The following is a 23,551-nucleotide window of genomic DNA, read 5'->3' as shown; positions in this document are numbered from 1 at the left end:
AGCCTAACCTCGCCGCGCGAGCAGCCGCTCGAGCGCGGTGCCGTAGGCGAGCCTGGCGACCAGCGCGACGACCGGGTCGAGCACGCGGGGCACCCCGCGCACCCCGATCTGCTGCGACCACTCGACCCGTGAGCCCGAGGCCTGCGGCGTCACGGCGAGGTCGATCGAACCGCGGACCACCTTGCCCTCCTTGCGGATCCGCGCCCGGCCCGCACGGTCGGCCGACGGCTGGGTGATCTCGTCGACGACCATGACGTCGTCGAAGCCGACCGGCCCGACACCGGTGCGGGCGACGAAGCGCGAGCCCTCGACAAGGGCGCCTGCCGTCATGGCCGCGCCGGTGACCGTCGTGAGCGGGATGACCGCGGTGTGCCCGTGCAGGTCGAGGATGCGCCGCCACGCCTCGGGCGCGGGCAGGGACGGGTCGAGCCGGATCGTGAAGGTCGCCATGGGCCAAGTCTGTCGCGTCGCAGTCCCTCGTGTCGTCGCACCCGTGACACCTGTCACCCGCGGTTCGTGACGCCTGCCGCTGCTGCACGCGGCCCTGCGGCGGCACAGTAGGGCCATGACCACGACACCCACCCCGACCGCCGCCGCCTCGGGGGCGCCGGCGATCGAGCTGAGCTCCCTCGTCAAGACCTTCGCCCCACGCCGCGGCTCGCAGGACGTCACCGTGCGGGCGGTCGACGGCATCGACCTGCGCATCGAGGCCGGCGAGGTCGTCGCCTTCCTCGGGCCGAACGGCGCCGGCAAGACGACCACCCTCGACATGGTGCTCGGCCTCACCGAGCCGACGTCGGGCAGCGCCCGCGTCTTCGGCCGTCGCCCGCGCGAGGCCGTCGTCGCCGGCGAGGTCAGCGCGGTGCTGCAGACCGGTGGCCTGCTGCGCGACCTCACGGTGCGCGAGACGGTGCGGATGATCGCCTCGACGTATGCGTCGACGGCCCCCGTCGAGGAGGTCATCGACCGCGCGGGGCTGAGGTCGCTCGCCGACCGCCGCGTGTCGAAGTGCTCCGGGGGCGAGCAGCAGCGGCTGCGCTTCGCGCTCGCCCTGCTGCCGGACCCGCGGCTGCTCGTGCTCGACGAGCCGACGGCGGGCATGGACGTCACCGCCCGGCGCGACTTCTGGGACACCATGCACGAGGACGCCGCGGCCGGCCGCACCGTCGTCTTCGCCACGCACTACCTCGAGGAGGCCGACGCCTTCGCCGACCGCATCGTGCTCGTCGCGGGCGGCCGCGTCGTCGCCGACGGCACGACGGCCGAGATCCGCTCCCGGGCGAGCGGCCGCACCGTGTCGGCGACCCTGCCCGCCCGGTCGGTCGGCGAGTCGGTCAGCCGGCTGCGCACGCTCGAGGGCGTGCGCGACGTCGAGGAGCGCGGCGCCCGCGTCGTCGTCTCGGCCATCGACTCCGACGCCGTCGCCCGCCTGCTGCTCCTCGAGCTCGGCGGCACCGACCTCGAGATCGTCACGGCGGGTCTCGAGCAGGCCTTCATGGCCCTGACCGGCGACGACCGCGACGCCGCCGCCTCGGGGACCGCCGGGTCCACCCACCCCGGCTCCACCCACCCCGGCGACGCCACTGCCGGCACCGATGCCAAGGAGCTCGTCCGATGAACGCCACCTTCACGCTGCTCGAGATGCGGCGGATCACCCGGGACTGGACCGGCATGTTCTTCACCGCCGTGCTGCCCGCCTTCTTCTTCCTCGTCTTCGGCGCGACGGTCGACGCCAAGGGCGAGAGCATCGGCAACGGCAACGTCGCGATGTACGTCATGATCAGCATGGCCGCCTACGGAGCGGTGACGGCCACGACGAGCATCGGAGGCAACGCGGCCGTGGAACGGCAGCAGGGATGGGGGCGCCAGCTCGGCCTGACGCCGCTCGCCGACTCGTCGTACATCGCGATGAAGGCGCTCATCGCCATGACGGTCGCCGCCGTCCCGATCCTGCTCACCTTCACGCTCGGCGCCGCCACCGGCGCGCGGGGCTCCGGGCAGGCCTGGGCGCTGAGCGCGCTCCTCTGCCTCGTCGGCTCCTCCGTCTTCGCCGTCTACGGCCTGCTCGTCGGCACGGCGTTCCGCTCCGAGGCCGCCGTCGGCGCTGCGAGCGGCTCGATGGTGATCTTCGCCTTCCTCGGCAACCTCTTCATCCCGCTCTCCGGCGCGATCCTGACGTTCGCGAAGTTCACGCCCCTCTACGGCTACGCCGCCCTGGCGCGCTACCCGCTGACCGAGGGCTACCTCGCCGACGGCTCGCACGACCCGCTCTGGGTGCCGGTGCTCAACGTGGTCGCCTGGCTGACGATCTTCGGCACGCTCGCCGTGCTCCTCGTGCGCCGCGGTCGGGAGCGCCAGTGACGCAGACCTCGGCGCCCGACGCCCCGAGCGCCGAGCGGGCGTCCGAGGGCGCGGGGCGCAACCCGTGGGAGCGCTACGGCTGGGTCGTCCGTGGTGTCTGGCTCGTCTTCCTCGTCTTCCCGGTCATCGCCCTCGTCGGCACCCCGCGACCGGTCTGGCAGGTCGTCGTCGGCCTGGGGCTCGTCGTCGTCTTCGCGGTGACCTACGTCGTCGGCTCCTCGCACCTCGAGCGCCTCGGCCGGCAGCCCGCGACGACGCGGCGCGCGGTCGCGATCCTCGCCCTGCTGCTCGCGTGCACCGTCGGCTCGGCGCTCATCATCGGCGCGAACAGCCTCGGCTTCCTCCCGTTCGTCGTCGCCTTCGCGATGTTCGCCCTGCCGATCCCGTCCGCGATCGGCGTGGGCGTCGCGGCGACCTTCGTGGCCGGTGCGGCCGCCGTCGTCACCGACCCGGGCGAGGGCACGTGGAGCGTGGCGATCATCGTCTTCGCCGTCGGGGTCATGACCGGTGGCGTCCGCGTCGTCTCCGACCGGGGCGAGCAGTACGAGCGGATGTCGCGCGACCTCGCCATCGTCGAGGAGCGCGAGCGCGTGGCCCGCGACGTGCACGACGTGCTCGGCCACTCCCTCACCGTGGTCACCGTCAAGGCCGAGCTCGCCGAGCGGCTCGTCGACCTCGACCCCGAACGCGCCAAGGCCGAGCTCGCCGAGATCCAGGCCCTCAGCCGGCAGGCGCTCGCCGAGATCCGGGCCACCGTCGGCGGCCTGCGCGTGGCACGTCTCGGTGACGAGCTCGCCTCGGCGCGCACGGCGCTCGCGGGTGCCGGCATCGAAGGCCACGTGCCCGACGACCCGACCGCCGTCGACCCCCGCCACCGCACCGTGCTCGCGTGGGTGCTGCGCGAGGCGACGACGAACGTCGTGCGCCACAGCGACGCCGACGCCTGCTGGGTCGAGCTCGCGTCGAACCGCCTCGTGGTGCGCGACGACGGGCGGGGGCTCGGCGAGCGGCCGGAGGGCAACGGCATACGGGGTCTGCGTGAGAGGGTCGAGGCCGCAGGCGGCCGGATCACGATCGCCACCGGCCCCGAGGGACACGGAACCGTGCTGGAGGTCACGCTGTGAGCGAGACGATCAAGGTGCTGCTCGCCGACGACCAGGCCCTCGTGCGCGGGGCGCTCGCGGCGCTGCTCGCGCTCGAGCCCGACCTCGAGGTCGTGGCCGAGGTGGGGCGGGGCGACGAGGTGGTCGACGCGGCGCTGACGTCGGGTGCCGACGTGTGCCTGCTCGACATCGAGATGCCCGGCATGGACGGCATCGAGGCGGCGGCCGCCGTGCGGTCCTCGCTGCCGGGGGTGCGCGTGCTCGTCGTGACGACGTTCGGGCGGCCGGGCTACCTGCGCCGGGCCCTCGAGGCGGGTGCCTCGGGCTTCGTCGTCAAGGACACGCCGGCGCGGCAGCTGGCCGAGGCGGTGCGGCGCGTGCACGCCGGCCTGCGGGTCGTCGACCCGTCGCTCGCCACGGAGTCGCTCGTCGACGGCGCGAACCCGCTCACCGACCGCGAGCGCGAGGTGCTCGGCGTGGCCCTGCGCGGCGGCACGGTCGCCACGATCGCGGGCGTCGTGCACCTCTCGCCCGGCACGGTGCGCAACCACCTCAGCTCGGCGATCGGCAAGACCGGCACGTCGACCCGCGCCGAGGCCGCGCGCGTCGCCCAGGAGCGCGGCTGGCTCTGAGTGGTCCGGTGTCGTGAGCCGTCGGGTGCCGTGGAAGGTCGGTCCCCCTCGAGGGGGACCGACCTTCCACGCAGCCGGATGCCGGCCCGGCCAGGCCCGTCCGGCGGCCCGGCTCAGCGGTGGCGGCCGGGCGGGGTGGCGGCCGCGACGGCCCGGCGCGCCATGAACGCCGCGACGAGCTCGGCCACGCCGATGAGGACGAGCATGATGCCCGAGAGGCGGGTCAGCAGCACGAGCGACGAGCCGGGGAAGATCGCGACGACGAGCCCGGCGAGCACGGCGACGACGCCGCTGACGAGCAGGTAGACCCGCGCGCCGGTCGTCCGCTCCGACCCGGCGCCCTGAGCGACGGCGGCCACGCCCTCGGCGATCCAGCCGGCCGCGATGAAGATCGCGATGACGAGGAGCGAGGTGCCCGGCCGGAAGAGGCAGATGACGCCGGCCACGATCGTCAGGACCCCGAGCACGATCGAGACGGGCCGCAGCCAGCCCGGCTCGCCCGGCAGCAGGCGGCTCGTCGCGATGCGCACGGCGCCGACGACGACGAGCTGCAGGCCGAAGACGACGGCGACGACGAGCAGCGTCGCCTTGGGCCAGGCGAGCACGAGCACGCCGAGCACGACGGACAGCACGCCGAGGCCGACGAGGGGGCCGGTCCAGGCCTGGTCGGCAGCGGGCGGACGGGAGACGGTGCTGGACATGGCTCCTCCTGGAGGGATGCGCGGGCCCCACGGCGACGGGACCAGTCTGCTGCGCGGCGTGCGCCCGCGCCGGGCTTTCGCCGAGACGGCCCGGCGTCCGTGGCGAGGTCACCGCATCACCGATAGCGTCGCTGCCGTGAACATCATCTTCGTGGAGCCGTCGTTCCCGGCGAACCAGCGGCGCTTCGTGCACGCCCTCGCCTCGGTGGGTGCGAACGTCTACGGCATCGGCGAGTCCGACGAGTCGCACCTCGGTGACGAGCTGCGTGGTGCGCTCCGCGGCTACTACCGGGTCGGCTCGGTGACGAACGTCGACCAGATGATCGAGGGCGTGCGCCACTTCCAGGACCGCGTGTGGATCGACGCGCTCGAGGCCACGGTCGAGGCGCACACGATGCCGGCCGCCCACGTGCGCGAGGCCTGCGGCATCCCCGGCACGAGCGTGCGCACGACGTGGCTCTGCCGCGACAAGCCGTCGATGAAGGAGGCGCTGCGCCAGGCCGGCGTGCCGACCGCCGCGAGCGCGGCCGTCGACTCGGCCGCCGAGGCCCGCGCCTTCGCCGAGCGCGAGGGCTACCCGCTCATCCTCAAGCCCCGTGCGGGCGCCGGCGCGCAGGGGACGGTGCGCGTCGACGACGACGCGGACCTCGAGGCCGCGCTGGCGGCATACGGCCGCGAGGGGCAGAGCTCGATCGCCATCGAGGAGTTCGTCGAGGGGCACGAGGGCTTCTACGACACCATCACGCTCGACGGCCGGGTCGTGCACGACTGGGCCACGCACTACTACCCGAACGTGCTCGAGGCGATGCGCCACCGCTGGATCTCGCCGCAGTTCATCACGACGAACCGCATCGACGAGCCGGGCAACGCCTTCTACGCCGAGGTGCGCGAGCTCGGCCGCCGTGTCATCGAGGCGCTCGGTATCGAGACGTCGGCCACGCACATGGAGTGGTTCTACGGCCCGAAGGGCCTCAAGTTCAGCGAGATCGGCGCGCGACCGCCCGGCGTCGGCGCGTGGGACGTCTACTCGGCCGCGAACGACGTCGACGTCTACCGCGAGTGGGCGCACGTCATCACGCACCGCGCGCCGGAGCAGCAGATGCGGCGCACGTATGCCGCCGGCATCGTCGCGCTGCGCCCCGACCACGACGGCCAGATCCGTGGCTACTCCGGCATCGACGAGATCCGGTCGCGCTACGGCGAGTGGATCATCGACGGCCACTTCCCGCCCGTGGGGCACGGCACGCAGGGCGTCGAGGCGGGCTACATGGCCAACGCCTGGGTGAGGCTGCGCCACCCCGACTTCGACACCGCTCGGGCCATGCTCGACGACGTCGGCCGCACCATCCGCGTACACGCGGGCTGATCGCCTCCTGATGACGACGATCCTGCTCGGCCCGCAACGCTTCACGACGACGGTCGGCTCGACGATCCGCTCGCTCGACGTCGCCGGCCGCATCGCCATGGTCAACTCCGGCTGGGAGGAGCGCGAGTCCGACGACGGCGAGCTCGCCGGCCACCTCGACGGCCGCGGCGTCAACCTGCGCCTCCACCACCGGATGATGGACGTGCTCGCCAAGGACGAGCAGTTCGCCGCCGCCGCGCTCGACTTCCGCGACCGGCAGGACGAGCTGCGCGCCTTCTACGGCATCCGGCTGCAGGGCGCCGTCGACGCGGTGCGCGACGTGGGGCACCGCACCTCGCTCCACGACGTCGGCCCGGCGGCCGTCGAGGCCGCGATCGAGGCCGTCCGCGACGTCGACCGCTGGTACGCCGCCCAGCTCGCCGAGCTCTACCGCTCCGTGCGCGAGGTGACCCGCCCCGACGAGAGCGGCCTCTTCGGCTGGCACCGCGGCGAGATCAACGCCGTGCTCGACGAGTGCGACACCGTCGTCGTCGCCGGCGGCAACGTGCGCACCCTGATGCGCACGCTGCGGGTCTTCGACGTCGCCTTCCGGCCCGGGCAGACCGTCGTCGCGTGGTCGGCGGGGGCCATGGCCCTCACCGACCAGGTCGTGCTCTTCCACGACTTCACCGCGCAGGGCGTGACGGCCGACGAGGTGCACGACACCGGGCTCGGCCGCGTGCCGGGGGTGCTCGTGCTGCCGCACGCCAAGCGGCGGCTGCGCCTCGACGACCGCGAGCGGATGTCGCTGCTCGCGCGGCGCTTCGCCGAGCACCGGCTCGTGCTCCTCGACGACGGCGCGGTCGTGCGCTTCCCGGACGGTGACCAGGGCGGCGAGGGCGCGGGGGGCGAGGGCGAGGGCGGCGACGGGCGTGCCCGGGTGCCGGCCGGCGCGCGCGTCGTCGAGCCCGACGGGCGCGTGGCCGTGGTGGCTGCCGCATGAGCCCCACCGAGCGCCTGGCCGTCAACACGCTGCGCGACCGACTGCCGCTCGACGGGCCGACCATCGACCGCTTCCTCGAGCGCTACGGCGCCCCGATCATCGAGGGCGAGCGCGCCACCTTCCTCTTCCGCGGCGACGTCGACGAGGTGTGGGTGCGCCACCGCGTCGTCGGTCTGCCGGACCCGTTGCCGCTCAAACGGATCGGCGACTCGGACCTCTGGGCCGTGACGACCGTGCTCCCCGAGGGATCGCGGGTGGAGTACCAGATCGAGATCCGCAAGGGGGAGCACTACGAGCGGTTCAACGACCCGCTCAACGGGCGCCTCGCGCACAGCCCGATGGGCTCGTCGTCGGTGTGCGCGGCCATCGGCTACCGGGTGCCCGACTGGGTGGCGCACGACCCCGAGGCCCGGCCCGGCACGCTCGTCGAGGAGCAGATCCGCAGCAAGGCGCTGCGGCGCGACCAGCCGGTGCAGATCTACCTGCCGGCGCGGTTCAACAGCGCCCAGCGCTACCCGCTCCTCGTCGTGCACGACGGCACCGACTACCTCGAGTTCGCGGCGATGAAGACGGTGCTCGACAACCTCATCCACCGGCTCGACGTCGACCCGCTCGTCGCGGTCTTCGTGCCGCCCCGCGACCGGCTCAAGGAGTACCCGAACCACGCGCCGCACGCCCGGTTCATCGCGCGCGAGCTCGTGCCGCTGCTCACCGAGCGGCTGCCGCTCGTCGACGCGCCCGAGGCGCGCTGCCTCATGGGCAGCTCGTTCGGCGGCATCGCGGCGTTCTCGACGGCCGTGCGCTACCCGGGCTTCTTCGGCTCGATGCTCCTGCAGTCGGCCTCGCTCGTCTTCACCGACATCGGCTTCGAGCACGGGGGCGGCCCGGCCTTCGACCCGGTCGTCAAGTTCGTCAACCGGTTCCGCGAGAAGCCGTCGCAGGTCGTCGACCGGCTCTACATGACGTGCGGCGTCTACGAGCCGCTCATCACGCCGAACCGTTCGATGGTGCCCGTCTTCCGCCACACCGGCACGACCGTGCGCTACACGGAGTCGCGTGACGGCCACAACTGGGAGAACTGGCGCGACGGCCTCGGTGACGGCCTGTCGTGGCTCTTCCCCGGCCCCCAGAAGTTCGTCTACGAATAAGCCTGTCCAGAAGGGTGATCCGCATGAAGGTGACCGACCGGTGGTACTCCGAGCGGCTCGAGCAGGACATCACGGTGGCCCGCTGGGGCACCTACGGCGCCCCGGTGCTGCTCTTCCCCACCGCGGGCGGTGACGCCGAGGAGGTGGAGCGGCACAAGATGATCGACCACCTCCGGCCGCTCATCGACGCCGGTCGGGCCAAGGTCTACTCGGTCGACAGCGTCGCGGGCCGCGCCATGGCCCAGCACCGCGGGTCGACGCAGTACCGGATGGCGCTCTTCAACCGCTTCCACGACGCCGTCGCCCGCGAGGTCATCCCGGCGATCCACTCCGACGTGGGTGGCCCGCTGCCCGTCGTCACGGCCGGCGCCTCGATCGGCGCCTTCAACTCCCTCGCCGTCGCGTGCCGCTACCCGCACCTCGTGCGCAGCGCCGTCTGCATGAGCGGCACGTATGCCGTCGACAAGTTCATCGGCGGCCCCTTCACCGACGACATGTACTTCAGCTCGCCGCTCCACTTCCTGCCCGACCTGCAGGGCCCCGACCTCGACGTCCTGCGCTCGCGGATGATCGTGCTCGCGACCGGCAGCGGCAGGTGGGAGGACCCGGGCGAGGCCTGGGACGTGGCGAAGGTGCTCGGCGAGAAGGGCATCCCCAACCGGGTCGACGACTGGGGCCCGCGCTACGACCACGACTGGCCGACGTGGTGGGAGATGCTGCCGACCTACCTCGACGACCTGCTGCCGTGAGGGAGCCGTATCAGGGGTGAGGCGGGGCGGCACTGACGGTCATGGCCCGTGCCCCGTCGGGCCTGCCTGACGAAGGACCCCTCCATGAACGTCACCGACGTCTTTCCCCTCATCAAGGCCCCGGACAGCTGGCCCGTGCCCGTCGTCGCGACGGTCGCCATGGCCTGCCTCGCCGGGCTCGACCTCGCCGGCGCCGTGCTCGCCAAGGAGTGGGCCGAGCACGGCAGCATCCGGGCGCTCGTGCTCGGCCTCGGCGCCTTCCTCGTCCTCTTCTGGGTCTACGCGTCGTCGCTGCAGTACGCCGAGCTCGCCCTCGTGACGATGGGCTGGGTCGTCATCCTGCAGGTCGGCCTCGTGCTCATCGACCGGTGGCGCTACGGCGTCGAGCTGCCGCCGGGCAAGTGGGTCGCCATCGCCGTCGTGCTCGTCGCGCAGGGCTACCTCGTGCTCGCGCCGGGCGTGCCGGGCACGTCCACGGAGCAGAGCCCGCCGGGCCTCGTGGCCGACCGCGGCTAGACTCGGCCTCCGGGACGGGGCCGACGGCCCGTGCCCTCGTCGGTGCCGAAGGAAGCCCATGCCAGCTCGTCTCGTCCGCCCCTCCGTGGTGGCGGCGTTCGGCGTCCTCGCGCTGGTGACGACCTCGGCCTGCACGAGCGAGGCGCCGGCCGGGCAGGTGAGCGGGACCCGGACGACACCGGCCGCGTCGGCCGACCCGACGAGCAGCGCGACGAGCACGCCTACGGGCACCGCGACGACGCCGGCCCGCGCCCGGCCGCTCGTCGTCGACGCCGTCTTCGACCACACGACGCTCGATCCCACCCGGCAGTTCGACCGCACCGGTTCGCTGCTCTCGCACGCCCTCTACGAGACGCTGACGACGCTCGACCCCGACGACCCGACGACGGTGGTGCCGGGCCTCGCCGACTACACGATCGCCCCCGAGGGGCGCTGGCTCACGCTGCGCCTGCGCGAGGGCGTCGTCTTCTCCGACGGCAGCCCGATGACGACCGACGACGTGGTCTTCACCCTCGAGCGCGCGAAGGGCCTGCGCGGGCCGGCCTCCTCGATCCTCGGCTCGGTGACCGTCCTCAAGGTCGACGACCGCACGGTCACGCTCAGCTCGCCGGGGTCGAACTTCGCCCTGCCGGCGATCCTCGCCAACCCCGCCTTCGGCATCCTCAACTCGGCCGCGGTCAAGTCGCACGGCGGCACCATCGGCCCCGGCGACACCGCGGCCACCTGGCTGTCGACGCACTCGGCCGGCTCGGGCCCCTACGTGCTCGACGGCGTCACGGGCACCCGCGAGGTGCGCCTCACCGCCAACCCGAGCCGGGCGGGCACCGAGCCCGCCTTCCCCGACGTCGTGCTGCGCAACCGCACGCCGCGCGAACAGCTCGCCGACGTCACCTCGGGCGCGGCCGACGTCGTGCTCGACCTCTCCGCGAGCCAGGCGAACGCGACTGCCACGAAGGCCCCGGGCCCGGCCGTCACCGTCACGACGGTGCGCTCGAGCTCGCTCGCCTACCTCGCGCTCAACCGCACCAAGGGACTCAACCGCTGGACCGCCGACCCCGACTTCGCGCAGGCCGTGCGCCTCGGCATCGACCGGCGCGCGCTCGGGCTCGCCGTCCCCGGCGCGACGCCCGCCGCCGGCCTCGTGCCCGCGGGCATCGTCGGCGCGCTCGACGACCTCTCGCCGACGCCGGGCCTGCCGCCGTCCCCGACCACCGCGGGCACGGGCACGGGCTCGGGCACGGGGACGCCGGCGCCCGGCGCGACCTCCGACTCCCCGTCGGCGACGGCCACCGACGTGCCGACCGTGCCGGACGGCATACCCAGTCCGGTGGTGACGGTGCCCGTCGTGCCCGAGCGCGACCTCGTCCGGGCGAAGGCGGCACTCGCACGCTCGGGCTACGCGGGGCAGGCGATCCCGCTGACGTATGCCGCCGACCTTCCTGTCCAGGGCGTGCCGACGAGCGCGCTCGCGGCGCTCGTGCGCGCGCAGCTGGCCCAGGTCGGCATCAAGGTCGTGCTCAACCCGGCCCCGGCGCGCGAGGCCCTCGCCGCCTACCGCTCGGGCCGGTCGGCGTTCAGCCTGTGGGGCTGGAGCCCGGACTACCCGGACCCCGAGAACTACCTCGCCTTTGCGCCGGGCGAGCTCGTCGGCCTGCGCGCCGGGTGGACCCGCGGCTCCGACCCGCTCGTCGACGACCTCACCGAGGGCGCGCGCGACTCCGTGGGCGACGACCGGGCAGCGGCGTACGCGGCCTGGCAGGTCGCGATGAACGCGCGGAGCCCCTTCGTGCCGCTCATCCAGCCGTCGACGCGCTTCGCGTCCGGCCCGAGGGTCGCGCAGGTGCCGGGCAACCCGGTGTGGACGCTCGACCTCGCCCGCATCCGCTGACGCGCCGAGGCGCTCTGCTGATGGGCGCGGCCGGGCGCGGCCAGGTGCCTGCACGACGATCCCTCCGTGGCCGGATCGTCGCGGCTGGGCGCCGCCTGCGCCCTCCACGATCCAGCCACGGCTGGCCTCAGGTGGCGCACGGGAGCCCACCGTCCGGGTATGTCTCCCGTGCAGGCCGTCTGCACCCACCGTCCCAGGAGGCGTCGCATGAGCGCAGCACCAGGATCTTCCGAGCGCACGGACCGCACGGACCGCATCGAGCGCACCCACGGCGGCGGGCGGCCGAGCGCCCTCGCCGACGACCGGCCGACGGCCAAGGAGCGGTTCGGCGGCGTCAAGGTCGGCTCGGCCTTCTTCGGCTGGCTCACCGCGACCGGCATGGCGGTGCTGCTCACCGCCCTCGTGGCCGGGGCCGGCACGGCCGTCGGGGTCGCGACCGGCACCGACGTGGCCCGGGCCGCGAGCGAGGCCGCCGACAGCGCCACGGTCGACCCGCAGAGCGTCGGCACGATCGGGGTCGTCGCCCTCTTCGTCGTGCTCTTCGTCGCCTACTTCTGCGGCGGCTACGTCGCCGGCCGGATGGCGCGCTTCGACGGCACGAAGCAGGGCTTCGCGGTGTGGGTCTGGGCCATCGTCATCTCCGTCGTCGTGGCGATCGTCGCCGCCGTGGCCGGGAGCAGGTACGACGTGCTGAGCCGGGTCAACAGCTTCCCGCGCATCCCGATGGACGGCGGCACCCTGACGACCGGCGGCCTCGTCGCCCTGCTCGTGGTGGCCGTGGCGAGCCTGCTCGGCGCCCTCGTCGGTGGCCGCGCGGGCATGCACTACCACCGCAAGATCGACCGGGCGACGAGCGCCGTCTGACGGCCGGTCCACCGGCGCGTGGGCTGGGTACGGGCACGGCGTCCGCCGACCGAAGGAGCCAGGACATGACCGATCGCATCCCCGGCGCGGCCCAGCCCGTGCCCGGCGACGAGGAGACCCAGGCCGAGGCGGGCCGTCGCACGCAGGATGAGCTCGACGACCTCGAGACCCGCGCGGGTGCCGACTTCCTGCACGACCGTCCCGTCGCGGAGGCCACGCACGTCTACCGCGACGGCGTGCGCGACGACGACGTCGACCCCGACGGCGCGGGCGGCACCACCGGCTGACGCGTGCGCCGCCTCATCGCCATCGCCATCGCCCGCCCCGACGACCCCGAGCCCGGGGCCTGACGTCGTCGACGCCCGCCGACGCGCCGGGCGGTGTGGTACCGGAGGGTGTGACGGCAGGCGCGGCGGGTAGAGGGGGGAGCGACGACCCGAGCACGACCACCACGACCACCACGACCACCACGACCACCACGACCCCGTAGCGAGGCCCGAGCATGCCCGAGCAGTCCGACGACCAGTACACCGAGCAGGACCCGACGACGCAGCACGAACAGCCCGACACCGAGGGCGAGCAGCTGGCGCACCCCGGCCTCACGGGCGACATGGGCGACGAGCCCGACCACGGCGAGCGGAGCTACCGGGGCTCGGGTCGTCTCGAGGGCCGTCGTGCCGTCATCACCGGCGGCGACTCCGGCATCGGCAGGGCCGTTGCGATCGCCTTCGCCCGGGAAGGTGCCGACGTGCTCGTCAGCGCGCTCGAGGAGGAGAAGGAGGACGCCGAGGAGACGGCGCGCCTCGTGCGGGAGGCCGGCCGCACCGCCGCGGTGTGCCTCGGCGACCTGACGCGGGAGGAGCAGTGCGTCGCCGTCGTCGAGCAGGCCGTCGAACAGCTCGGCGGCATCGACGTCCTCGTCAACAACGCGGCGTACCAGATGGCCCAGCCCGGCGGCATCGCCGACGTCACGACCGAGCAGTTCGACCGCGTCATGAAGACGAACCTCTACGCGATGTTCTGGCTGTGCAAGCACGCCCTGCCACACCTCTCGTCGGGTTCGACGATCGTCAACACGACGTCGATCCAGTCGCGGCAGCCGTCACCCGAGCTGCTCGACTACGCGACGACGAAGGCCGGCATCGTCGCCTTCACGCAGGGCCTCGCGGCGCAGCTGGCCGAGAAGGGGATCCGCGTCAACGGCGTCGCCCCCGGCCCGATCTGGACGCCGCTCATCCCGGCCACCATGGGCGAGGACCAGGTCGAGTCGTTCGGCACCCAGACCCCGCTCGGCCGCGCCGGTCAGCCCGCCGAGCTCGCGCCGGCCTACGTCTTCCTCGCGTCGCAGGAGTCGAGCTACGTCACCGGTGAGGTCATCGGCGTCACCGGTGGCATGCCGCTGACCTGAGTCAGCCGGGCGAGGACCCGAACCGGCGCTGGAGGTCGGCGTAGCCGATGGCGCCGTCGAGGAAGCCGAGCGTGCCGGTCTCGAGCAGCTCGTGCCCGGCACGCTCGAGCAGGCTGAGCGCGGCGCGGGCGAGGCTGCCGCCCAGGCTGACCCGTCGCACGCCGAGCGAGAAGAGCGTCGGCGCGTCGATGGTGCTGGCGAGTCCCGCGACGATGTTGAGGGGTGCCGGGATCGCCTCGGCGAGGCGGCGGATCGTCTCGGCCTCGACGACACCGGGCACGAAGACGCAGTCGGCCCCCGCCTCGACGAATCGTCTGGCGCGCTCGACGGTCTCGGCGAACGGGTCGCCGGTGACGCCGCCGAAGTAGGTGTCGGTGCGGGCGTTGAGCACGAAGCCGCCGGGCGGTGCGGCCGCGCGGGCCGCGGCCACCCGCTCCACGGCCTCCTCGAGGGGGAAGAGCCCGGCGCCACCCGGGCGGGCGTCCTCGAGGTTCGCCCCGACCGCGCCCAGCGCGGCCGCGAGGGCGACGGTTCGCCCGACGTCCGCGGCCGTGTCGCCGTAGCCCGCCTCGAGGTCGGCCGTCACGGGCACCCCCACCGCGGCGACGATCCGGCCGATGTGGTCGAGCATCGTGTCACGGTCCATGGCTTCGCCGTCGGGAACCCCTGCCGCCCAGGCGATCCCGGCACTCGTCGTCGCGATCGCGGGGAAGCCGACGTGCTCGAGGATGCGCGCCGAGCCGGCGTCCCAGGCGTTCGGCAGGACGAAGCCCGGCCCGGAGTGCAGGGCGAGCAGCGACGCGGCCCGCCCCGCGCGGCCGTCGGCGTCGGGCGCGGACCCGGCGGACGGCATACGGCCGCTCACGGCACGCTCCGTCGCATGACGCAGTTGAACTGGCCCTTGGGCCGGACGTAGTCGAAGCCGGCCGCCTCGTAGAGGCTGCGCGTGCCGTTGTAGAGCACGGCCTCGCGCTTGCCGCCCTTGTCGTGCGGGTAGCCCTCGACGACACCGCCGCCCGCCGCGGCGACGAGGTCGAGCGCGCCGCCCAGGGCCAGGGCCGAGAGGTGCTTCCTGCGGTGCGCCTTGTCGACGAAGATGCACGTGACGCGCCAGTCGGGCACGACGTCGGCCTCGGCGTCGTACTGCTTGCGGTGGTGGATGTTGGGCAGCTCTGCGGGAGAACCGAACTGGGCCCACGCGACGACGTCGTCACCGTGCAGCACGAGCGCGGCGTGTGCGCGGCCCTCCTCGACGAGCCGCTGCTTGAGCGCGCGGTTGCCCTCGTAGGTGCGCTCCTTGTCGGCGCTCAGGGTGTGGAACCACGTGCACCAGCAGCCGCCGAAGACGCCGCGGTGCCGCTCGATCATCGCGGCATAGGCGTCCCAGGTCTGCGGCGTCAGCGCCCCGACCTCGTAGTCCGTCATCGCCCCATCCTCGCGCGGCCGCGGCCGTCAGTCGACGCAGAGGCAGAAGGGGTGCCCGGCCGGGTCGAGGAAGACGCGGAACGACGTGCCGGGCTGGTGCTCGTGCTTCGTCGCGCCGAGGGCGATCACCTCGGGCTCGGCGGCGTCGAGGTCCTCGACCATGACGTCGAGGTGCACCTGCTGGGGCACGTCCTGGCCCGGCCACCGCGGGGCGGTGAAGTGCTCCACCTGCTGGAAGCAGATGCACTGCTGGCCGCCCTCGTCGCGGATCTCGCCCCACCCGTCGGAGGTCTTGACGCTCCAGCCGAGCAGTGCACCGTAGAAGGTGGCGAGTGCCTCCGCGTCGGGGCAGTCGAGGACGAAGCTGGGGTATCGGGCGATGGCCATGCGCAGCACGCTAGGACCTGATGCGGACGTTCCACGTCCGTATGCCGCAGGGTCGGGCGTCGCTACCCTCGGAGCATGGGGCACCGCATCTTCACGACACCGTTCGCGTCGGTCTACCCGGCCTACGTCAACAAGGTCGAGCGCAAGGGCCGCACGCAGGCCGAGCTCGACGAGGTCATCACGTGGCTGACCGGCTACGACGAGGAGGCGCTCGGTCGCCACCTCGAGGGCGGCACGACGTTCGAGGACTTCTTCGCCTCGGCCCACCTCAACCCGAAGGTCTCGGCGATCACCGGCACCGTGTGCGGGGTGCGCGTCGAGGAGGTCGAGGACCCGCTCATGCAGAAGATCCGCTACCTCGACAAGCTCGTCGACGAGCTCGCCAAGGGCAAGGCGATGGAGAAGGTGCTGCGCAGCTGAGGGCACCCGACGGCACCGGCGGCATGCGGCCGCGGTATCAGCGGGCGGGGGCGGGGGCTCTGGATGGCAGGTGGCGGCAGCGAGCCGTCACCGTCCCAGAGTGAAAGGACCACGACCATGGGCGAGCTCAACCCGCAGCCGCTGCCGCCGCGCGAGGTGGCGGTGACGGTGCACGTGCCCGGCGACATCCTCGGCAACCTCGAGACCTTCCAGAAGGTGCAGGCCAGCATCTTCGACCGGTTCGGGTGCGGCAACTGCAACTCCGGCATCCAGATCGACTGGCGCCGGTTCGAGGAGTTCGTCGTCAGCCCCGACCTCGAGCTGCAGCCGGTGCTCACCGCTCCGCAGCTGCGGGTGGGCTGAGGCGAGCTGCCGTGACCTGGGCGCGGTTCGACCTCGGCGTCGGAGTCATCGCCCTCGGTGCGCTCGACCAGCTGTGGGGCGGCATCGAGGACCTCGTCGACGTCGTCGAGGTCGAACCGCAGACCCTCTGGGAGACCCGCTCCGGCGGTGGCATGGTCATCTCGCCCGAGCCGCTCGCCTGGCTGCGGGGCTGCGGCCGGCCGCTGCTCGCGCACGGCGTCGGCTACCCGGTCGGCGGCACGACGGCGCCCAGCCGCGCGGGCGTGCTCGCCTCCGCCGCGTCGGCGCGAGACCTCGACGCCGTGCACTGGAGCGAGCACCTCGCCTTCAACGTGGCCGGTGACGCGCACGCCGGCTTCCTGCTGCCGCCGGTGCAGACGCCAGACGCCGTCGCCGCGGCGGTGCGCCACATCGGCGCGTACCAGGCGGCCTACGACCGGCCCTTCCTCGTCGAGACGCCGACGAACTACCTCCGGCCCGTGCCCGGCGACCTCAGCGACGGCGAGTACGTCGCGGCGATCGCCGAGGGCGCCGACTGCGGCATCCTGCTCGACCTGCACAACATCTGGACCAACGAGCGCAACGGCCGCCAGAGCGTGGGCGAGTTCCTCTCGCTCATCCCGCTCGACCGCGTGTGGGAGGTGCACCTCGCCGGTGGCTTCGAGACCGACGGCTACTACCTCGACGCGCACGTCGGCCCCATCGATCCCGAGCTGCTGGCGCTCGCGGCCCGCGTCGTGCCGACGCTGCCGCGGGTGCGTGCCGTCATCTACGAGGCCGTGCCGGCCTCCCTCGCCGCGCAGGGCGTCGCCGGGTTGCGCGACGTGCTCGGCGGCATGCACGACATCGTCCGTATGCCGCCGGCCGCGTCGGGGGCGCCGCCGCGGCCCGGGCGCGCGGCCGGGAGGGTCTCGGTCGAGGGTCCGGCGCCGTCCGGCACGACGGCGGAGCGGGAGGCCGAGCTCGTCGCCTACACGACGCGGGCCTCCGACCGGCTCGCCGCGCCCGACCCCGGTGCCACGCTGATGCGGGCCCTGACCGACGAGGCGCGCCTGTCGCTCCTCGTACGCACCCATCCGGAGACGCTGGGTGGGCTGCTGACGACCCTCGGTCGCGAGCGCACCGAGGCGCTGCTGCAGGACTTCCTCGCCGAGTCGCCCGCGAGCCTGTGGACCGAGGCCCAGGGCGACGCCTTCTCCGACTGGCTCGCTGCACGCGCGACCTGACGGTCCGGGGCACGAGTCACGCAGTGCCCCGGTCAGGCGCTCCGGAGCGGCTCGATGCGGTCGAGGGTGCTGCCCAGGCGGTCCCGCTCGGCCTCGAGGTCGTAGCGCGTCTGCAGGTTGAGCCAGAAGCGATCGGTGGTCCCGAAGAAACGGGACAGGCGGAGGGCCGTGTCGGCGGTGATGCGGCGCTTCCCGTGGACGATCTCGTTGATCCTGCGTGGTGGCACGCCGATCGAGACGGCCAGGCGGTGCTGGGTCACCTCCAGCGGCGTCAGGAACTCCTCGAGGAGCACCTCGCCCGGGTGGATGGGTGGGATGGTCGTCATGGGTCTGCCTCCTCTGGTGGTGGTCGACGATCTCTACATGCTCCGGGCCCGCGGGCGTCCACACGAAGCAGATGCGCCACTGCTGGTTGATGCGGATGCTGTGCTGCCCCCGTGCGATCACCGTGCAGGGCCTCTAACCGGTTGCCCGGTGGCACCCGGAGGTCGTCGAGCGACTCCGCGGCGTCCAGCATGACCAGCTCGCGCAGGGCCGTGCGCTCGATCCGGGGATCGAACCGCCTGGTCCGCTGGCGTGCCCGCAACCGCTCGGTCTCTGCGTCCCGAAACGTCCGGATCACTCGGTCAGCATAACGCGTCGCGTTATGCTTGGGCCATGGAGCGAACGGCCGAAGACGATGCGCCGGTAGGCACTCACGGCTGGTAGAACGCGCGTCCTCGAGTAAGCATGACCGCGTCGATGTCGACCCGGTTGCGTGCGCTCCCGCTGACGATTCGTGGTGCTTGCGGGGCAATCGCCCGAAGGGTGCGGACGAATGCCAAACCTGAAGACCGACAGAGCCGCTCAGTCGTCCATGGCCTCGATGCCGAGCTCGGCCAGCTCGCCCGTGTGGGCGCGGATGCGCTCGACGACCTCCGGCGACGGGGGCTCCCAGCCGAGCACCTCCTCGACGACGCGCAGCGGCTCCGTCGTGCGGTAGGAGCGCGTCGGGTTGCCGGGGAAGCGCTTGTCGGTGACGTTCGGGTCGTCCTCGATCGTGCCCAGGGGCTCGACCCGGTAGACGCGCGGCGGCCCGTCGCCCCGCGCCAGCTCGGCCGCGAGCGGGGCGCCGTTCTCGCTCGCCGTGACGTAGATGTGCTTCGAGACCCGGCCCGAGCCGTAGTTCGTGAGCCATCCCGGGGTCAGCAGGTCGCCCACGGCGACGTCGGCACGCGTCCCGTGGAAGAAGGGTCCGGGATCGTCGACGACGCGCGGCGTCGGGCGCGGGTCGCGGAGCAGGCTGTCGAGCCGGGTCATGAGCTCGGCCACCCGGGTGCGCCCGTGCGGTGCCCGCGGGTAGCGCCCGAGCACGTCGAGCAGCTCCGGCGTGGCCCGCTTCGCGGCCGCGTCGAGCACGTACTCCGCCACCACGGGGTCGTCGCCGCGCGCCAGCTCGGCCGCCCGGGCGGCGTGAGCGGCCGAGCCGAGGAGGTGGCGCACCTGCGTCGCGTTCGCCAACGGGTGCAGGTATGCCGCCGCGCAGGCGTCGCCGGCAGCGGTCGCCGCGTGCCGGGCGGGCTCGGTCGACGCCTCCTTCCCGGCCCGGTGGGCGTCGGTGGCGGCGGTCCGCTGCAGGCGCGAGCGCCGCGCTCCGGTGGCGAACGCGCGGGCCGCGTCGAGCGCGGCCGCGGGGCGCGGGTCGTCGGGCTCGGCCCGCTCGAAGAGGACGAGGGTGGGCTCGGCGCACGACACGGCATACGCGACGACGGCCCGCAGCTCGTCGGTGGTCAGCTCGAAGTCACCGGTGGCGGTCGGCATCCCACCGAGTATGCCAACGGGGCCGCCCGGAGGGGCGTTTGTGACCCGGCGCGGCATTCCTGCCACGATGAGGGGCGTGGGTCCCTCCTGGGCCGACACGCCAGAGGTCAGTCCCAAGCTCGGAGAAGCCCGTGAACATCCCGTCGCACCACCCCACTCCCCTGCGCTGCGCGGGGTCCGCGACCGAGGCCCGGCGATGAGCCGGCGGGGCCCCCGTCGCCGGAGCAACGACGCGCTGCCGGCGCTGCCGAACGACGGGCTGCGGGTCGTCCCGCTGGGCGGCCTGGGCGAGATCGGCCGCAACATGACCGTCTTCGAGCACGCCGGCCGGCTGCTCGTCGTCGACTGCGGGGTGCTCTTCCCCGACGAGTCCCAGCCGGGCGTCGACGTCATCATCCCCGACTTCACGTGGATCCGGGACCGCCTCGACAAGATCGACGCCATCGTGCTGACGCACGGCCACGAGGACCACATCGGCGGCGTGCCCTACCTGCTGCGCGAGCGGCCCGACATCCCGCTCGTCGGCTCGCGCCTCACGCTGGCGCTCATCGAGGCCAAGCTCGTCGAGCACCGCATCAAGCCGGTGACCGTCGAGGTCAAGGAGGGCGACCGGCGCGGTTTCGGGCCCTTCGACTGCGAGTTCGTGGCCGTCAACCACTCGATCCCGGACGGCCTGGCCGTCGCGATCCGCACGGCGGCGGGCCTGGCCCTGTGCACCGGCGACTTCAAGATGGACCAGTTCCCGCTCGACCGCCGCGTCACCGACCTGCGCGCGTTCGCGCGCCTCGGTGAGGAGGGGGTCGACCTCTTCCTCGCCGACTCGACGAACGCCGAGGTGCCCGGCTTCACCGTGTCGGAGGGCGAGCTCGCCCCGGCCATCGACACCGTCTTCCGCACGACGACCGGCCGCGTCATCGTGTCGAGCTTCGCCAGCCACGTGCACCGCATCCAGCAGGTGCTGGACGCCGCCCAGCGCCACGGCCGCAAGGTGGCCTTCGTCGGACGCTCGATGGTGCGCAACATGGGCATCGCCCGCGAGCTCGGCTACCTCACCATCCCCGACGGCCTCGTCGTCAAGGACCTCAAGGCGCTCGAGCGGCTGCGCGCCGACCAGATGACGATCGTCGCGACGGGTTCGCAGGGTGAGCCGATGGCCGCGCTGGCCCGGATGGCCAACAAGGACCACCCGGTCAGCATCGTCGAGGGCGACACCGTGCTCATGGCGAGCTCGCTCATCCCCGGCAACGAGAACGCGATCTACCGCGTCATCAACGAGCTGACCCGGCTCGGGGCCAACGTGGTGCACAAGGGCAACGCCAAGGTGCACGTGTCGGGGCACGCCAGCGCCGGCGAGCTCGCCTACTGCTACAACATCATCCGCCCGACGAACGCCCTGCCCGTGCACGGCGAGTGGCGCCACCTCAAGGCGAACGCCGACATCGCCGTGCGCACCGGCCTCGACCCCGCGCGCGCGCTCATCGCCCAGGACGGCAGCGTCATCGACCTCGTCGGCGGCCGGGCCCGCATCGTGGGCAACGTGCCGGCGGGCCTCGTCTACGTCGACTCGATGAACGTCGGCGGCACGACCGAGGCGACGCTGCACGTGCGGCGCACGCTGGCCGAGGAGGGCGTCGTGACGATCGTCTGCATCGTCGACCCCGACACGGGCAAGCTGACGGAGAAGCCGGACTACCTCGCCCACGGTTTCACGCCCGACGTCATGGACTTCTCGGCCGCCACGCCGGCGATCCAGAAGGCGCTGACCAAGGCGAGCCAGGACGGCATCGAGGACCTCGAGCAGGTCGAGGAGCTGGTGCGCCGGGCCGCGGCCAGCTGGGCCCAGCGGCAGCACCGCCGCAGCCCGCTCATCATCCCGGTCATCGTCGACGCCTGAGCCGACGCCGAGCCGACGCCGGCCGCCAGGCCGCCAGGCCGCCAGGCCGGGCCCTCTCCGGAGAGGGCCCGGTCAGGCGTGGCCGCTGAGCTGGCCGAGCCGGTCGGCGAGCTTGTCGACCATGGCGCCGGCCTGCTTGTCGGGCAGCGGGGCCTTCTTGTCGCCGCCCTGGCTCGACACCGGGAGGACGTCGACCGAGAGCTTCGCGCCGCCGGCGAGCGCGCGCAGGGCGTCGATCCGGTCGCCGAAGGGCGAGCCGCTGCCCGGGGAGTAGTAGCGCACGACCTCGTCGATGTCGTGCGGGTAGAGGTCGGTCTTCGTCACGGCGATGATGAGGAAGATCGGCTTCGAGCGGCGCACGGCCATCGAGGCGATGCGGTGCGACGTGATCGACCAGTCCTCGAGCTCGGCGGCGAGCTGCTCCTCGCGGGTGGCGGTCGCGGTGCCGGTGGTGCCGCCGGCACGGCGCGGGGTGGCGTACCCGTTGGCGACGACGTGGATGACGCCGTCGACGGGCTCGTCGTGGAACACCTCGTCGAGGGCGCCGAGGCGGGTGGCGGCGTTGTCGCCGGGCACGACGAGGAAGCGGAAGCCGTGGAGCCGGGCGCCCTTGCGGGTGCGGCGCTCCATGACGGCCGAGCCGACCTCGGCGACGGCGTCGTCGGTCGTGCGGCGGGTCAGGCGGTCGACGAGCTGGCTCTTGCCCACGCCGGTCATGCCGGTGACGGCGACCATCGGGTAGCGGTCGCGCAGCAGTCGGCCCAGCCGCTCGGGGGCCTGCGCGAGGGCCGTCAGCAGGCCGGTGGCGACGGTGGCGCCGAGAGCGGTGCGGCTCGACGTCGGCAGGATCGTCCTGATCCGGGATGAGGTCTGAGACACGGGTGGCTCCTCGGCGTGGCTGGTCACAGGTGCCAGTTGGCCCCTAGAGCCTACGGTCCGTACCCATACGGCGGTGCCCGCACCCGGGGGCGACGAACAACACCCCGTCCTGGCGAGAGGACGGGGTGTTGCAGGTGCGACTCTAGTCCGCCGTGGCGAGGGGTGGCGAGGTCGCCTCGTCCGGCACGGGAGCCGCGAGCCGGCCGCGCAGGGCGCGCCCGACCGACGACCCGACGAGCAGGCCGAGCGAGATGGCGATGGCGACCCCGAGCAGGCCGAGGGCGACGTCGGTGACCGACTCGCGCCCCGCGGCGAGCTCGGTGACCCCCACGAGGCCGAGGCTGCCGGGCACGAGCAGCCAGAAGGCAGGGAGGAAGAGCACGAGGCGCGGCAGCAGGGGGCGGCGCAGCTCGACGACGCTCGCGCCGAGGCTAGCCGCGATGGCGCCGACGAAGCCGCCGAGGGCGATGGAGCCGAGCTCCTGCCCCGCCACCTGCGCCCCGAAGGCGAGGCTGAGCACGAGCAGCACCCAGCCCTGCAGGCGCAGCGGCACGCCCTCCATGAGGCAGATGCTCGCGCCGAGGAGCACCAGTCCCACGGGGGCACCGGCCCAGCCGATCTCGTCGACGCGCACGTTGGCGAGCGTCGTCGTCGGGATGCGGAGCAGGGTCGTGGCCATCAGCAGGCCGAGGGCGAAGAGGCCGAGCTGGCTCAGGCCGTAGGCGAGGCGGGCCGAGCCGGCCTGCATGTGCCCGGCCGCGAGCTCGGACATCCCGTTGACGACGAGCGCGCCGGGGAGCAGGACGGCGAGGGGTGGGAGCACGGTGCGGAGCGGCCCCTCGAGCAGGCCCGCCTCGGCAGCGCCGAACACGGCCAGCGACACGGCGAAGGCGGCGAGGGTCGGCAGCAGGGCCTTGACCACCTCGTAGCGCTCGGCGAGCTGGACGAGGACGAGCACGAGCAGGGCGCAGACCGCGGCGGCGGCGACGTTGGCCCAGCCGGGCTGGAGGATGAGCGCGATGCCGACGGCGAGGACCGGCCACGCGAGGGCGACGAGCCACGGCGGCTGCTGGACGGGGCGCGTCGCGGTGGCGGCGAGCTCGTCGCGCGCCTGCTGGACCGTGAGCTCGCCGTGGAGCAGCTGGTGGCGGATGAGGCGCACGTTCGCCGCCTGGTGCAGGCGCAGACCGGCCACGGCGGCACGGTAGGTGCTCGCACCCCCGGGAGTCAGCGTGATCATGAGCCCGGTGGGTCCCACGGCGGTCTGCACGTCGGGGTAGCCGAGCCGGGCGCTCACCTCGGCGAGCTCCTCCTCGATCTCCTGCACCGGCTGACCGGTCGCGATCATCGCCGTCCCGAGCTCCGAGAGCAGTGCACGGGCCTCGACCTGTGGGTCGTCACCGCCGCGCGCCGGGGTGGTCATGGCGCGGTGCTCTCGG

Annotated in this window: 27 protein-coding genes and 1 pseudogene; 17 read left to right on the top strand and 11 right to left on the bottom strand. The window is 73.4% G+C overall.

The features are described 5' to 3' along the window. Positions 1–3: 3 nt before the first annotated feature. Positions 4–450 (bottom strand): SRPBCC family protein, encoded by a 447-nt coding sequence (locus tag ABT295_RS14600; RefSeq protein ID WP_352395130.1) that lies wholly within the window; start codon positions 448–450, stop codon positions 4–6. 115 nt (positions 451–565) lie between these two features. Here ABT295_RS14600 and ABT295_RS14595 point away from each other — a divergent pair, with 115 nt between their 5' ends. Genes ABT295_RS14595 through ABT295_RS14580 form a run of 4 tightly spaced genes read left to right on the top strand, consistent with a single transcriptional unit; the run spans position 566 to position 4,096 of the window. Beyond that, positions 566–1,618 carry an ABC transporter ATP-binding protein gene (locus ABT295_RS14595; RefSeq protein ID WP_352395129.1) on the top strand — a complete coding sequence of 351 codons (1,053 nt, stop codon included), beginning with the start codon at positions 566–568 and terminating at the stop codon, positions 1,616–1,618. Next, complete coding sequence (locus ABT295_RS14590; RefSeq protein WP_345509061.1) at positions 1,615–2,361, top strand: ABC transporter permease; 747 nt, start codon at positions 1,615–1,617, stop codon at positions 2,359–2,361. The genes ABT295_RS14595 and ABT295_RS14590 overlap by 4 nt, the downstream gene beginning before the upstream one ends. Further along, a complete protein-coding gene (locus ABT295_RS14585; RefSeq protein WP_352395128.1) occupies positions 2,358–3,485 on the top strand; it encodes a sensor histidine kinase in 1,128 nt (375 codons plus the stop codon). Before ABT295_RS14590 ends, ABT295_RS14585 begins: the two co-directional genes overlap by 4 nt. Then, on the top strand, positions 3,482–4,096 hold the full coding sequence (locus tag ABT295_RS14580) for a response regulator (RefSeq protein WP_352395127.1): 615 nt from the start codon (positions 3,482–3,484) through the stop codon (positions 4,094–4,096). Before ABT295_RS14585 ends, ABT295_RS14580 begins: the two co-directional genes overlap by 4 nt. 113 nt (positions 4,097–4,209) lie before the next feature. Here the strand turns inward: ABT295_RS14580 and ABT295_RS14575 are convergent, their stop codons facing one another. Continuing rightward, entirely contained in the window at positions 4,210–4,797 is a 588-nt protein-coding gene (locus ABT295_RS14575; RefSeq protein ID WP_352395126.1) for an HdeD family acid-resistance protein, read from the bottom strand. Between the two features lie 136 nt (positions 4,798–4,933). Here ABT295_RS14575 and ABT295_RS14570 point away from each other — a divergent pair, with 136 nt between their 5' ends. The 9 genes from ABT295_RS14570 to ABT295_RS14530 all read left to right on the top strand — a co-directional run bounded on the left by ABT295_RS14570 (position 4,934) and on the right by ABT295_RS14530 (position 13,718). Continuing rightward, positions 4,934–6,163, top strand: a complete 1,230-nt coding sequence (locus tag ABT295_RS14570) for an ATP-grasp domain-containing protein (protein ID WP_352395125.1) — start codon at positions 4,934–4,936, stop codon at positions 6,161–6,163. Positions 6,164–6,173: 10 nt separating this feature from the next. After that, on the top strand, positions 6,174–7,145 hold the full coding sequence (locus ABT295_RS14565; RefSeq protein WP_352395124.1) for a Type 1 glutamine amidotransferase-like domain-containing protein: 972 nt from the start codon (positions 6,174–6,176) through the stop codon (positions 7,143–7,145). Next, positions 7,142–8,293, top strand: coding sequence for an alpha/beta hydrolase (locus ABT295_RS14560; RefSeq protein ID WP_352395123.1), 1,152 nt, complete (start codon positions 7,142–7,144; stop codon positions 8,291–8,293). Before ABT295_RS14565 ends, ABT295_RS14560 begins: the two co-directional genes overlap by 4 nt. Positions 8,294–8,316: 23 nt before the next feature. Then, positions 8,317–9,042, top strand: coding sequence for an esterase family protein (locus tag ABT295_RS14555; protein WP_352395122.1), 726 nt, complete (start codon positions 8,317–8,319; stop codon positions 9,040–9,042). An 84-nt stretch (positions 9,043–9,126) separates the two neighbouring features. Next, positions 9,127–9,558: a hypothetical protein gene (locus tag ABT295_RS14550; RefSeq protein ID WP_352395121.1), complete on the top strand. Its 432-nt coding sequence runs from the start codon at positions 9,127–9,129 to the stop codon at positions 9,556–9,558. Positions 9,559–9,616: 58 nt separating this feature from the next. Next, a complete protein-coding gene (locus ABT295_RS14545) occupies positions 9,617–11,446 on the top strand; it encodes an ABC transporter substrate-binding protein (RefSeq protein WP_352395120.1) in 1,830 nt (609 codons plus the stop codon). A gap of 207 nt (positions 11,447–11,653) precedes the next feature. Continuing rightward, positions 11,654–12,310: a hypothetical protein gene (locus ABT295_RS14540; protein WP_352395119.1), complete on the top strand. Its 657-nt coding sequence runs from the start codon at positions 11,654–11,656 to the stop codon at positions 12,308–12,310. 65 nt (positions 12,311–12,375) lie between these two features. Then, complete coding sequence (locus ABT295_RS14535) at positions 12,376–12,597, top strand: hypothetical protein (RefSeq protein ID WP_352395118.1); 222 nt, start codon at positions 12,376–12,378, stop codon at positions 12,595–12,597. Between the two features lie 215 nt (positions 12,598–12,812). Then, positions 12,813–13,718, top strand: coding sequence for a glucose 1-dehydrogenase (locus ABT295_RS14530; protein ID WP_352395117.1), 906 nt, complete (start codon positions 12,813–12,815; stop codon positions 13,716–13,718). Between the two features lies 1 nt (position 13,719). On the opposite strand, the gene ABT295_RS14525 is transcribed toward ABT295_RS14530, so the two are convergent. The 3 genes from ABT295_RS14525 to ABT295_RS14515 are packed head-to-tail and all read right to left on the bottom strand — an operon-like array spanning position 13,720 to position 15,530. After that, positions 13,720–14,583, bottom strand: a complete 864-nt coding sequence (locus ABT295_RS14525; RefSeq protein WP_352395116.1) for an isocitrate lyase/PEP mutase family protein — start codon at positions 14,581–14,583, stop codon at positions 13,720–13,722. Further along, on the bottom strand, positions 14,580–15,143 hold the full coding sequence (locus ABT295_RS14520) for a GNAT family N-acetyltransferase (RefSeq protein WP_352395115.1): 564 nt from the start codon (positions 15,141–15,143) through the stop codon (positions 14,580–14,582). Before ABT295_RS14520 ends, ABT295_RS14525 begins: the two co-directional genes overlap by 4 nt. Positions 15,144–15,170: 27 nt before the next feature. Then, complete coding sequence (locus ABT295_RS14515) at positions 15,171–15,530, bottom strand: VOC family protein (RefSeq protein ID WP_352395114.1); 360 nt, start codon at positions 15,528–15,530, stop codon at positions 15,171–15,173. A gap of 75 nt (positions 15,531–15,605) precedes the next feature. Here ABT295_RS14515 and ABT295_RS14510 point away from each other — a divergent pair, with 75 nt between their 5' ends. From ABT295_RS14510 to ABT295_RS14500, 3 genes are all read left to right on the top strand, one after another. After that, positions 15,606–15,950, top strand: coding sequence for a DUF2200 domain-containing protein (locus tag ABT295_RS14510; protein WP_352395113.1), 345 nt, complete (start codon positions 15,606–15,608; stop codon positions 15,948–15,950). A gap of 117 nt (positions 15,951–16,067) precedes the next feature. Next, the gene (locus ABT295_RS14505; RefSeq protein ID WP_352395112.1) at positions 16,068–16,313 is read left to right on the top strand and encodes a hypothetical protein; all 246 of its coding nucleotides are present in this window, start codon (positions 16,068–16,070) and stop codon (positions 16,311–16,313) included. 11 nt (positions 16,314–16,324) lie between these two features. Next, positions 16,325–17,539 carry an MbnB/TglH/ChrH family RiPP precursor modification enzyme gene (locus tag ABT295_RS14500; RefSeq protein ID WP_352395111.1) on the top strand — a complete coding sequence of 405 codons (1,215 nt, stop codon included), beginning with the start codon at positions 16,325–16,327 and terminating at the stop codon, positions 17,537–17,539. A gap of 32 nt (positions 17,540–17,571) precedes the next feature. Here the strand turns inward: ABT295_RS14500 and ABT295_RS14495 are convergent, their stop codons facing one another. The 4 genes and pseudogenes from ABT295_RS14495 to ABT295_RS21175 form a co-directional block, all read right to left on the bottom strand. Beyond that, on the bottom strand, positions 17,572–17,865 hold the full coding sequence (locus tag ABT295_RS14495; protein WP_352395110.1) for a HigA family addiction module antitoxin: 294 nt from the start codon (positions 17,863–17,865) through the stop codon (positions 17,572–17,574). Further along, complete coding sequence (locus tag ABT295_RS21185) at positions 17,862–18,161, bottom strand: type II toxin-antitoxin system RelE/ParE family toxin (protein WP_502991160.1); 300 nt, start codon at positions 18,159–18,161, stop codon at positions 17,862–17,864. Before ABT295_RS21185 ends, ABT295_RS14495 begins: the two co-directional genes overlap by 4 nt. A gap of 224 nt (positions 18,162–18,385) precedes the next feature. Next, a complete protein-coding gene (arr, locus tag ABT295_RS21180) occupies positions 18,386–18,838 on the bottom strand; it encodes an NAD(+)--rifampin ADP-ribosyltransferase (protein ID WP_502991178.1) in 453 nt (150 codons plus the stop codon). Between the two features lie 117 nt (positions 18,839–18,955). Then, positions 18,956–19,339, bottom strand: a pseudogene (locus tag ABT295_RS21175) (putative immunity protein); the annotation flags it as partial. A 196-nt stretch (positions 19,340–19,535) separates the two neighbouring features. Here ABT295_RS21175 and ABT295_RS14485 point away from each other — a divergent pair. Further along, positions 19,536–21,233 carry a ribonuclease J gene (locus ABT295_RS14485; RefSeq protein ID WP_352395108.1) on the top strand — a complete coding sequence of 566 codons (1,698 nt, stop codon included), beginning with the start codon at positions 19,536–19,538 and terminating at the stop codon, positions 21,231–21,233. Between the two features lie 72 nt (positions 21,234–21,305). Here the strand turns inward: ABT295_RS14485 and ABT295_RS14480 are convergent, their stop codons facing one another. After that, a complete protein-coding gene (locus ABT295_RS14480) occupies positions 21,306–22,112 on the bottom strand; it encodes a hypothetical protein (protein ID WP_352395107.1) in 807 nt (268 codons plus the stop codon). Between the two features lie 142 nt (positions 22,113–22,254). Then, positions 22,255–23,535 carry a threonine/serine exporter family protein gene (locus ABT295_RS14475; RefSeq protein WP_352395106.1) on the bottom strand — a complete coding sequence of 427 codons (1,281 nt, stop codon included), beginning with the start codon at positions 23,533–23,535 and terminating at the stop codon, positions 22,255–22,257. Positions 23,536–23,551 lie beyond the last annotated feature (16 nt).

This window comes from Terrabacter sp. NPDC000476 (assembly GCF_040300125.1).
Lineage (GTDB): Bacteria > Actinomycetota > Actinomycetes > Actinomycetales > Dermatophilaceae > Terrabacter.
The sequence above is the reverse complement of the archived record's forward strand: the minus strand, read 5'-3'. Positions and strand labels throughout refer to the sequence as shown.